We start from the raw sequence: 11,394 nt of genomic DNA on the forward strand, positions 1-11,394 counted from the left end.
CACATGCCACGAACTCCATTGATCGCCGGCAACTGGAAGATGAATCTTGATCACCTTGAAGCGATTAAAAACATCCAGAAGCTGACTTTCGCTTTGCCGAAAGAATATTACGAGCAGGTAGATATCGCGGTATTAGCACCATTCACTGATCTGCGCTCAATTCAAACCGTAGTGAACGGGGAGAAAATGAAGATCAGTTACGGCGCCCAAAACCTAGCTCCACAAGAAAAAGGAGCATATACAGGAGATATTTCTGCCCCGATGTTGGCAAAACTCGGCTGCGAATGGGTTATCCTGGGGCACTCCGAACGCCGTCAACACCATCATGAAACTTCAGATTTGGTGTCGCAAAAGGCACAAGTCGCACACAAGCACGGAATTAAACCGATAGTGTGCGTAGGAGAGTCCTTGGATATCCGTGAATCTGGCAGCTATCTCGATTATATCGTCGAGCAAGCCCGCAATTCGCTGGATGGTTTGGAAGCTCAGCAGCTGAAAAACACAGTCCTGGCATACGAGCCGGTTTGGGCAATTGGTACCGGTAAGGCAGCGTCGCCGAAAGATGCACAAGAAGTTTGCCAAGCATTGCGAACCTTAGTTCGGAGACTTTCAGACGACGAAACAGCTGATGCTATTAGGATCCTGTACGGCGGTTCCGTGCAGACTGATTCGATCGCTGATATCGTCGCACAGCCTGATATCGATGGTGGCTTGGTCGGCGGAGCGTCGCTAGATGGAGAAGAATTTGCCAAATTGGCCGCTGCGTCCGTCGCGCAACTCTAGCTTGTAAGCGAAGCTTGTACGTAGATTGAATTATTTCCTGTAATCATGCTCGTCTGGCTGAGCTTTACAGCGTTGCAAGTTACGATGCTGTAAGGTTGTGCACAATCCTCTAGAACAGTCACGCATTGCGTGGCTAAAATGGGTATACTTAACGCACGGCAAGCCCATACAACTCGCACTTTCGTGAAGGAACACCTGAATGCAATTAACGCTGCAGATCATCCTGCTGGTGACAGCTATTTTGATGACCATTTTCGTTCTGCTCCATAAGGGCAAAGGCGGCGGTCTGTCGAGTTTGTTTGGTGGCGGGGTGCAGTCGAATTTGTCAGGTTCTACTGTCGTCGAGAAAAACCTGACGCGTTATACGATTGTTTTGGCGTTAATTTGGATTGCCGCGATCGTCGCCTTGAACTTGTTGCAGGCTTATAATTTATAGGTGGAGGCTTCCGAGCAAATTCCTGCATAAAATATCCACCGGTGGAGGTTAACTCCCACCGGTGGATATTCTTTTGTGTGGGGCTCGTGATCGCGAGCAACCCACACGCCTAATGTTTTGATTTGTTGCGCGCTTTAGAATGCGCGCAAGCAGAGCAGTTAGTGCGCCGGGATTACATCGCTAAAGAGAAGCGATTCAATGCGGCCGTGTACGAGTGTGGCAGGGCATGAAGCATCTGGAGAAGTGGTGGAAACTAAGCGAGCGATCGCCTCAGATTTATTTTGACCTGCTGCCAACAGCCAAATTCGGTCAGATTGGGCAACCTTCTTTAAACCTAAGCTCAAACGCTGCGCGGGAGGTTTCGGGGAATCAGTCACGATAATGACAGCGGAATTGTCTTTTAACCCTGCATGGTGCGGGAACAAGGAATTGATATGCCCATCATCGCCGACGCCTGCCAGGTGGATGTCAAAACCAGCGGGCGCGAATTTTTCGAGCATCGCGGTGTATTCCTGTGCACGTTCTGCCAGATCATCTGCACCGGTTAATCCATAGCCGTGGATATTGGTTTCGGGTATATCCAGTTGATCGAGGAACGCTCGCCGCGCTTGTCCTTCGTTTGATTCTTTGTCGGAAATAGCTAGGTTTCGTTCATCGCCAAAGAAAAAGTGGACACCAGACCATTCGATATCGGAATCCGTCGTAGCCAACGCCTCTAACACTGCAATCCCGGAAGTTCCTCCTGTGAGAACTACGCGAACGATGCCGTCATCATGCGAGCCACCCCCAGTATTTTGGATTTCAGAAACCAATTCTACGAAGCGGTGCGCAACCTTGGAAACTAGGTCGTGTTTATCTCTAGCAGGGAAAATCGTGGTCATAGTTTTATCCTTCGGCGTGTGAGTTATCGAAGTAGATGGCCCGTAACGCCCGCGCATAGGTTTCGTCTGGTTCCAAATGCCGTAGCTCTTCAGATAGACGTTCTGCCCAACTGCGAACGTTGAGGGCAACGAGATTACGCGCGGCTCCGGGCACCTGGACACCAACGGTGTGGCTATCGGCGCGGGTGATGCTAATTGCTTCTCCATCGTCCATCACCAGTGTCAGGCTTTCGACAGCAAACTGTTCTTCGCCTTGGTGGTTAGCGTCGTCGGCTGAACTGCTATCGGGCATGGCAGTGGTTCTAGTGACCGGAACGCCTAGGGCATCGGCCAACCAACCTGCAGCAATCGCGTGTTCTGGACCTTGGTTGCCGCTGATGTTGATAGACCGTACCTCGTGATGTGGGTAACGGTCCAAAGCAGATGCAACGATGCCACGCCAAGCGGTAATCGCAGACCATGCCGTATCTGAGTCACCGGGGGAATAGTTGCGAGATAACTGCGAGAAATCCTGTGCACTGGTAATGCGGCGTTGCGCAATCTTGCCGATTGGATCTTCTGCTGGGCTCTCCGGATGAACGTTGGGCCACCAGGCCACGATCGGAGTATCTGGGAGCAATAATGGGGTCACGATGGACGAAGGGTGGTGAGCCATCGCGCCGTTAAGCGTCATGACGACGATCTCAGAAGCGCCGGCCTCACCGCCAACGCGAAGCTCTGCATCAAGGTAGGTCTCATCCATGGAGTCGCCCGTCAACAAGATCAGTACACGTGCTGGGTGCTCGTGCGAAGCATCACGGCTGGCACGCAGGATTGCTTCTACGTCATCACTGGCAGAGGCCACGATGATCAGAGTTAGCACCCGTCCAGTAGTTAGCGTGTAGTGTTCTTGGGCGAGATTTAGTTCGCGGGCAATGTCTGTGGTGGTGGTATCCGTGAGGAAATGAATCATGGTTGTTAATTACTCCTTGTACAGGTCAATCACGGACACAGATTATGGTCGGCGCCAAGCATGGCCACGGCGTGCCAGCATGGCATCACCGCTTGCCGGCCCCCAGCTGCCTGCCGGGTAGCTTTCTGGCTGTTCAGCGTGCTGCCAATATTCCAGCATCGGATCAAGGATCGACCAGCTCAACTCCACTTCCTTGTTGGTAGGGAACAAGCTGGATTCGTCCAAGAGCGCATCGAGGATAAGACGTTCGTAGGCAGCTGGAGATTCTTCGGTAAAAGCTTCAGCGTAAGAAAAGTCCATGTTGACGTCTCGAACTTCCATGCCCGAACCTGGGACTTTGGAGCCAAATCGCATCAACACACCCTCGTCAGGCTGGACGCGGATGACTACGGTGTTTTGTCCGTGCTGTGCACCATTTTTCGCAAACGGTTGATGTGGAGCGTGCTTAAATACTAAAGCAATTTCTGTGACGCGACGCCCTAAACGCTTGCCGGTGCGCAAATAAAACGGCACACCAGCCCAACGACGCGAGTTAATCTCCAAGGTGCAAGCTGCGTAGGTCTCAGTTGTTGACTCTGGGTCAAAACCGTCTTCTTCTCGCAAACCTTGTACCTTTTGCGAGCCCTGCCAACCTGCAGAATATTGTCCCCGGGCTGTGCTGTGCTCGAGTGGCGTAGCTAGCGAGGTAGCTTGCAAAATCTTGACCTTTTCCGCGCGCAGTGCATCCGGCGTAAATGAAATAGGTTCTTCCATCGCCACCAACGCCAACAATTGCAGTAAGTGGTTTTGCATTACATCGCGTGCTGCTCCGATGCCGTCATAGTATCCGGCACGCCCACCGAGCCCAATGTCTTCAGCCATGGTTATCTGCACATGATCGATGTGTCGAGCATTCCAGATTGGCTCAAATATTGAGTTAGCAAAACGCAGGGCGAGGATGTTCTGTACTGTTTCTTTACCCAGATAATGGTCGATACGGTAGACCGATTCTTCCGGGAAAACCTGGTTGACGATTTCGTTGAGCTCGCGCGCGGATTGTTCGTTGTGCCCGAAAGGCTTTTCAATGATGACACGGCGCCATGCCCCTGGTTGCGCATTCACCATGTTTGTGCGCTCGAGCTGGTGACATACCTCGGAGAAAAAACTCGGTGGAATGGATAAATAATAAGCCCAGTTACCAGCAGTACCGCGCTGCTCGTCAACTTCGGAAATACGTTCAGCTAAGCAGTCAAAACCGTCATCATCGAAACCACCGATTACAAATTCCATTCCGGAAGCAAGCTGGCGCCACACATTTTCACGGAATGGTGTGCGTGCGCCATCTTGGACTGCCTTCTTCACGTAGTCCACAAAATCTTGGTTAGACCAATCTCGGCGGCCGAAACCAACCAAGATGAATGCCGACGACAATAACCCGCGGTTTGCTAGGTCGTAGATAGCAGGCAGAAGCTTTTTGTAGGCCAGATCGCCTGTGACTCCAAAAATCACCATGCCCGAAGGGCCGGCGATCCTCGGCAGTCGGGAATCGTGCGGGTTGCGCAGGGGGTTATGCCAAGGATTCGACGTCACAGGCGAATGTCCTTTCTTAGCCCGGATTTGGGCGGTTGTCGTGCTGTTTAACTGGCGTGGTTTGGTTAACGCAGCCGTTGAGACATGGATTCCAGCAGTTCTTCCCATGCGTTCACGAACTTATCGATGCCTTCGAGTTCGAGCTTCGCATAGACATCTGCGAAATCAATGCCTGCAGATTCTAATTTGCGGAAAATAGCTTCAGCCTTATCACCCGCGCCAGTCAAAGTATCGCCATTGATAGTACCGCCATTTAGAACCGCTTCGAGTGTTGCTTCCGGCATAGTGTTGACAGTGTCTGGGCCTGCCAGTTCCGTGACGTACATGTCAGCAGGGTAGTCGGAATTTTTTACTCCGGTAGATGCCCATAATGGACGTTGCTTGTGCGCACCTGGAATATCGAAGTTTTGGAATTCCTCGATAAATAGTGCGTACGCGCGCCGTGCATTGGCAATGCCTGCCTGCCCGCGCAAGTTGCGTGCTTCTTCCGTGCCAATCTGCTCGAGGCGCTTATCCACTTCGGTATCGATACGGGAAACGAAGAAAGACGCAACCGAATGGATCTTGGAAAGATCAAGACCGTTTTCCCTGGCTTGCGCAATGCCTTCCTTGTACGCCTGGATAACTTCTCGGTACCGTTCTACAGAGAAAATCAAGGTCACGTTGACCGAGATGCCTTCCGCGAGCGCAGCAGTGATGGCTGGCAGCCCTTCTGGTGTTGCTGGAATCTTGATCATCGCGTTGTTGCGGTCGACGCGCTTCCATAGGTCGCGTGCTTGCTGCAAAGTTTTGTCCGTGTCCGCAGAAATTCGCGGGTCCACCTCGATCGATACGCGTCCATCGGCTCCGCCAGTACGCTGATAGACCGAAGACAAGATGTCGCAAGCATTTTGCACGTCGGAAATAGCAAGCTCATAGACAGCTTGGTCGGCAGAGATGTCACGTGTGGCCAGACGTGCAATATCCGCGTCATAGGAATCCCCCTTGCTCATTGCAGCAGAGAAAATCGAGGGATTAGTAGTTACGCCCAATACCGACTTGGTTTCGATGAGCTCTTTTAAATTTCCGGACACTATGCGCTCACGAGAAAGATCATCCAACCAAGTTGCGGTACCAACAGCTGCCAGCTCTGCCAAGGCAGTGTCGGCGTCGGCAGAATCGATGGCCTGTGCCGGTGTTACCGAGCTAGCAGAAGCGGTAATAGAGGCTGCGTCTGCGCTCACCGAAGTGTCATCGTTATTGTCTGCAGTGTTGCCCCAACCAGGAACTTTGTTAGCTGCGGGGGCTTGTTCCAGTGCCTTCTTGGCTTCGGCCACTACATTGTCGACGGTAAAGCCAAACTTTGCAAAGAGTTCTTCTGCTGGGGCAGAGGCACCGTAATGTTCCAGAGAAATCTGCCGACCAAACGGTGCAGTGTATTTGTGCCATGGCATGGCGAGACCAGCTTCAATGGATACTCGCGCAGTAACTTCACGTGGGAGAACTGATTCCCGGTAGTTTTCGTCTTGCTGTTCGAACCATTCCAAACAAGGCGCAGAAACGACACGTGTTGGTGTGCCTTCAGCTTCTAAGCGTTCGGCAGCGGCCACAGCGAGGTGTACCTCGGAGCCCGTAGCAATCAGAATGAGCTCTGGCGAAGCCGAAGCTTCCACCAAAACATAAGCACCCTTTGCGACGCCTACGGAGGCCTTTTCGGCGGTTCCCTCCAGCACTGGGACGTTTTGCCGGGTTAATGCTAGCCCCTTCGGGCCTTTCTCCTTGCGCATCGCGGATACCCATGCCTGTGTAGTTTCATTGGCGTCCGCCGGGCGGATGACCGCGAGATTTGGAATAGCGCGTAGCGCGGCCAAGGTCTCAACCGGCTGGTGAGTTGGGCCATCTTCGCCCAAGCCGATGGAGTCGTGGGTCCATACGTAGTAGGTGTCGGTGCCCATCAGGGCTCCCAGGCGAACCGCCGGGTACATGTATTCCGAGAAAATCAAGAATGTTCCCCCGTAAACACGGGTGTGGCCGTGTAAGGCAATACCATTCATGATCGCTGCCATGCCATGCTCACGGATGCCGAAGTGTAGATTGCGACCGTGTAACGGGTCAGCTTGCCACATATCCGTAGAGATTGATTGCGGGCCGAACGAAGGTGCCCCCTTGATGACAGTGTTGTTGGAACCAGCCAAGTCCGCCGAGCCGCCCCAAAGCTCTGGCAACTGTGCTGCGAGGACTTGAATTACCTCTGCGGAGGCCTTACGCGTAGCAATGCCTTTAGAATCGGCTTCCCAAACGGGCATATCTTCGCCGAAGTTTTCTGGTAACTCGTATGCCGCCATGCGGTCGAAAAGTTCTTTGCGTTCTGGGTTTTTCTTGGCCCAGGCGTCGAAACGCTGCTGCCATTCTTGTTGCGCTTTGGTGCCGCGGCTAACTAGCTCGCGGGTGTGTGCAAGCACTTTTTCGTCGACGTGAAAGTGCTCATCAGGGTCAAAGCCAAGGAATTTTTTGGTCGCCTGGATTTCTTCTTCACCAAGTGCTGCACCATGTGAGGCACCGGTATTCATAGCATTTGGCGCAGGGTAGGCGATAACCGTTTGCACCCGGATAAAAGTCGGGCGCAAAGTATCTTGCTTCGCGAGCTTGACCGCCTGTTCTAGTGCAGCAACGTCTTCTCCAGAACCCACCTCAAGCACCTGCCAACCGTAGGCTTCGTAGCGTTTGGCCACAGACTCAGAGAAAGCGATGTCGGTGTCATCCTCGATGGAGATGTTGTTGTCATCCCAAAAGACGATCAAGTTACCCAGCTGTTGCGTACCCGCCAGGGAACATGCTTCGGCCGTGACGCCTTCTTGCACATCACCGTCGGAACAAATGGTGTAAACATAATGGTCGAATGGAGATTGTCCGGCAGGTGCATCAGGGTCGAATAGGCCGCGCTCTTTGCGAGCGGCCATCGCCATACCGACGGACGAAGCTAGGCCTTGTCCGAGAGGTCCAGTCGTGATCTCTACACCGTTGGTGTGTCCGTATTCGGGGTGCCCTGGTGTCAACGAGCCCCAGGTACGCAGTTGCTTCAGATCATCCAGCTCTAAGCCAAAGCCACCCAGGAAAAGCTGAATGTATTGTGTCAGAGATGAATGGCCGACAGACAGCACGAAACGGTCACGCCCGGCCCACTGCGGGTCGGCCGGGTTGTGTTTCAGCACACGCTGATAAAGCGTGTAAGCCAACGGGGCGAGTGACATTGCGGTGCCCGGGTGTCCAGAACCGCAATTTTGCACCGCGTCGGCGGCTAATAACCGCACCGTATCTACAGCGCGGGTATCCGTCTCGCTCCAGTCACTCGGGTAGCGACGAATGGTTTTAGCTTTAAGCTTGGGGGACAGTGACACAGCTGGTTCCTCGCATCAATCTGTTTGCAACGGTGAAAACAATGGTGTGCCCCTTAGTCTAAAGGTAGATTCAGAGTTTTGTGTACTTGCACGCGATTATGAGCCGCACGGTGGGTGGCATGTAGGCTATGGTGGTTCGGGACAGTCAGTTTCTATCCGCCTAAAGTTGGTGGGAACTTTCCGCCCTTTGTAAACGACTCTCTCTAGTGCCACTGGAGTCCGACTGGTGGCAAACATAGAGGGACTTATTTGGCACGTTGTTGGAGGATTTTTCCTTGGGAAAGATCAAGGCATATTTCGCGTTAACCAAGCCGCGGATTATTGAACTGCTCTTGGTGGCTGCGCTTCCTGCCATGCTGCAAGCGGAGCGCGGTACAGAAGCGATATCCAATAACTTTGGCCTGATCATACTTACTTTGTTGGGCGGCTGGATGGGGGCCTCAGCGGCACATACCTTCAACATGGTTGCCGACTATGAGCTAGACCAGCAGATGAAACGCACTCGCGGACGACCGTTAGTTAATGATGTCGTTTCTAAACGGGAAGCTGCTGTTTTCGGTTCCCTGCTACTAGTCATTTCTGTGCTGTGGCTGGGGATATTAGCGAATTCTTGGTTGGCGGCCTTATTCGTTATTTTGACGAATGTGCACTACATCGTGGTGTATACCAAGTTCCTGAAACGGCGAACCTCGCAAAATATTGTGTGGGGCGGGCTTGCGGGGTGCATGCCTGTCATGGTCGGTTGGGCAGTCATTACCGATAACGCTCCGGCAGGAGAACCAGCGCGATGGTGGCAAGCGATCGCGCTTTTCTTGATCATCTTCTTCTGGACCCCACCGCACACCTGGGCCTTGGCCATGAAATACAAAGAGGATTACAAGCGTGCTGGCATTCCAATGCTGCCGGTCGTTGCCAAGGAATCTGAAGTTACCCGTCAAATTCTGCTTTATTCAGTGGCAATGGTGATTACTTCTTTCGCGCTGATCCCAGCCGCATCCTGGATCTATCTCGTTGGCTCGGTCAGTACGGCAGCCGTGTTTCTCTACATGGCCAGTCGTCTACACCAAGGGGTGAAAAAAGGCGCCAAGGTACAACCCATGGCGCTGTTCATCTGGTCGAATAATTATCTAGCGATTTTGTTCTTGAGCTTGTCCGTTGACGCCATTATTGGGTGGACACCGTTTCTAGCTTAGTTGCCTGTAGGCTTGCATTTGAGCGGTGTCTCACCGAATTTGGGCGATTCAATTCTCTTTTTTAGATCACTTCTTGGACCCGCAGAACAATAGAACCAGTGGTCTTCCGGTCTTGTAAATCACGGTGCGCTTGTGCAGCTTCTTCCAATGGATAAGAATCGCTCACCCGGAACTTTAGATCCCCATCGACGACGGCTTGTACGACTGCTTGTGCCCGCATCTGGAATTCGCCCTCTCGACTAGTCCACCCGGCCACAGATGGTCGTGTGAGAAATATAGAGCCTTTCTCATTTAAAATCTGTGGATCAATAGGGGCAACCGGGCCGGAAGCTGCACCAAACAAGCAGACAGTCCCGCGATTACGAACCATATTTAATGATTGTTCAAAGGTGTCCTTGCCTACGCCGTCGTAGACTACGTCGACGCCCTTTCCCGCAGTTAATTCTCGTACCTGGTTGGCTAACTCCGGGCCATAACGTAATACATGAGTAGCTCCTGCTTGGTAGGACAATTCTTCTTTTTCATCGGAAGAGACTACGGTGTAAACATTTGCGCCGGCTGCTGCAGCAAATTGCGTAGCCAACAGGCCGACACCACCGGCACCGGCGGTGATCACGCAGTTGTCGCCGTAGGCAAGCTCATAGACACCGTGTGTGAGATAATGCGCGGTAATGCCTTGTAGCAGCATGGAAGCGGCGGTGGATAAATCGAAATCGTTTGGTACCGCAACCAGCTTGTCTCTGGCGACACATACCTGTTCGGCATAGGAGCCGAACGCGGTATTCCACGCGACCATAGTGCCGCTAGCGATCTTCCCAATAGGGTCGTGGAGAACACGGCCAACGCCTTCGAATCCAGGAATAAACGGCGTCGTGGCTGAGTAAATGCCTTCACGGTAGTAGGTGTCGATGTAGTTAACTCCGGCAACGAGCACGTCTACGAGGACTTGATCGTCGGACGGTGTTGGGCTTTCGACCTCAGCGATCTGGAGCACTTCCGGACCGCCGGTGTGAGTAATCTGTATTGCCTTCATAGTTATCGAGGTTACAGTCTGTGGGCGTTGCGTGGGTTAGTTAGTCCGGTGGTTGGTGCGTGCCCGGGTTAATTGGAGCCTTTTCTCTGTGAGACTAAGCCAGACGAGCTGCATGTTTCACGGGCGGAATAGTCCAACTGGAACCGTGGACGTGTGTAACCCCGAGCCCACAAAGCAGCGGTAAAGGCTACGACCACCGAACTCATCGCGATATGAAAAGGTACGGTCCAACGTGGGACTCCAAGATAGAACTGTGCTACACCGATGCCCCATTGAATAATAATTACCGTGACTAGGACCCACGCAGTATATTTCGCACGCTGCGGCGCTTTTTGCTTATACAGCTGCCACACGACGAGTAGTGTCAACAAAAGATAGGCATACATGCACACGGCATGGACTACCGCTAATACTTCAGTATCTAGTTCTAGGCGACCTTTCATACCGGCATCCGCATCACCGGAATGCGGTCCGGAACCGGTCACCATTGTGCCCGTGATCAGCACAATTGATAGTGCGCCGGCGGCAAGAGCTGCAAATTGCCGGGTGTGCGCCGCGAAAATTCGTTGTGGGGATTGTGAATCATCTTCCGCGATCCGGGAGTAGAGTAGCGCAGCTATCCAGACCAAGACCATAGAGGGCAGAAAGTGCAATGCAACAGTCCACCAATGCAACTCCATATGCACGGAGATTCCGCCGATTACCGCTTGCAGGACGATACCTAGAATTGATGCAGCACCATAGGCTTTAAGCTCACGGCGCCTGCCAGCTGTCTTTAGCGCAACCAACACCGCGATTGCTGCAGCTACGACCACGAAAGTCAGCAGACGGTTACCAAATTCGATAATTTGATGGACCCAAGGCTGTGCGCCAGCGACCGGGACCAAAGAACCTTCCTGACAATTCGGCCAAGTATCGCAGCCTAATCCTGATCCAGTCACACGTACGATAGATCCAGAAACCGTAATTCCCGCCTGGGAGAGCAACAGTATTAGCGCAAGACGCCTCTGCCATTTCAGGCTGGGGCTGAAATGCGGACTGTTAGCTGTCTGGCTCGTTTCTGGGCTCGTTGACATAGCTACTCCGGTACTATCTGCCTGCTGATTTACGGTGTTCACAACGATTATCCTACTCGGTGAATACACAGGTTCCGAACGTGCGGACGGTGGA

Annotated in this window: 9 protein-coding genes and 1 pseudogene; 3 read left to right on the forward strand and 7 right to left on the reverse strand. The window is 52.8% G+C overall.

Translation table 11 applies throughout. The features are described 5' to 3' along the window. Nucleotides 1-3: 3 nt before the first annotated feature. On the forward strand, nt 4-783 hold the full coding sequence (gene tpiA, locus O146_RS0106020; protein ID WP_021353959.1) for a triose-phosphate isomerase: 780 nt from the start codon (nt 4-6) through the stop codon (nt 781-783). A gap of 199 nt (nt 784-982) precedes the next feature. Beyond that, the gene (gene secG, locus O146_RS0106025) at nt 983-1,219 is read left to right on the forward strand and encodes a preprotein translocase subunit SecG (protein WP_021353958.1); all 237 of its coding nucleotides are present in this window, start codon (nt 983-985) and stop codon (nt 1,217-1,219) included. A 158-nt stretch (nt 1,220-1,377) separates the two neighbouring features. On the opposite strand, the gene pgl is transcribed toward secG, so the two are convergent. The 5 genes and pseudogenes from pgl to tkt form a co-directional block, all read right to left on the reverse strand. Continuing rightward, complete coding sequence (pgl, locus tag O146_RS0106030; RefSeq protein ID WP_027017942.1) at nt 1,378-2,100, reverse strand: 6-phosphogluconolactonase; 723 nt, start codon at nt 2,098-2,100, stop codon at nt 1,378-1,380. Nucleotides 2,101-2,104: 4 nt separating this feature from the next. Continuing rightward, nucleotides 2,105-3,052 carry a glucose-6-phosphate dehydrogenase assembly protein OpcA gene (locus O146_RS0106035; protein ID WP_021353956.1) on the reverse strand — a complete coding sequence of 316 codons (948 nt, stop codon included), beginning with the start codon at nt 3,050-3,052 and terminating at the stop codon, nt 2,105-2,107. Between the two features lie 42 nt (nt 3,053-3,094). Next, entirely contained in the window at nt 3,095-4,621 is a 1,527-nt protein-coding gene (gene zwf / locus O146_RS0106040; protein ID WP_021353955.1) for a glucose-6-phosphate dehydrogenase, read from the reverse strand. Between the two features lie 65 nt (nt 4,622-4,686). Further along, entirely contained in the window at nt 4,687-5,844 is a 1,158-nt protein-coding gene (gene tal / locus O146_RS13000) for a transaldolase (RefSeq protein WP_242760858.1), read from the reverse strand. Nucleotides 5,845-5,904: 60 nt separating this feature from the next. Then, a pseudogene (gene tkt / locus O146_RS13005) lies at nt 5,905-7,998 on the reverse strand (transketolase); the annotation flags it as partial. A gap of 257 nt (nt 7,999-8,255) precedes the next feature. Between tkt and O146_RS0106050 the strand changes: the two are divergent. After that, entirely contained in the window at nt 8,256-9,191 is a 936-nt protein-coding gene (locus tag O146_RS0106050; protein WP_027017943.1) for a heme o synthase, read from the forward strand. A gap of 61 nt (nt 9,192-9,252) precedes the next feature. Here the strand turns inward: O146_RS0106050 and O146_RS0106055 are convergent, their stop codons facing one another. Further along, nucleotides 9,253-10,224, reverse strand: coding sequence for a quinone oxidoreductase family protein (locus O146_RS0106055; RefSeq protein WP_027017944.1), 972 nt, complete (start codon nt 10,222-10,224; stop codon nt 9,253-9,255). A 68-nt stretch (nt 10,225-10,292) separates the two neighbouring features. Then, on the reverse strand, nt 10,293-11,300 hold the full coding sequence (locus O146_RS11295; protein WP_081820596.1) for a COX15/CtaA family protein: 1,008 nt from the start codon (nt 11,298-11,300) through the stop codon (nt 10,293-10,295). Nucleotides 11,301-11,394 lie beyond the last annotated feature (94 nt).

Source organism: Corynebacterium pseudodiphtheriticum DSM 44287, assembly GCF_000688415.1.
Lineage (GTDB): Bacteria > Actinomycetota > Actinomycetes > Mycobacteriales > Mycobacteriaceae > Corynebacterium > Corynebacterium pseudodiphtheriticum.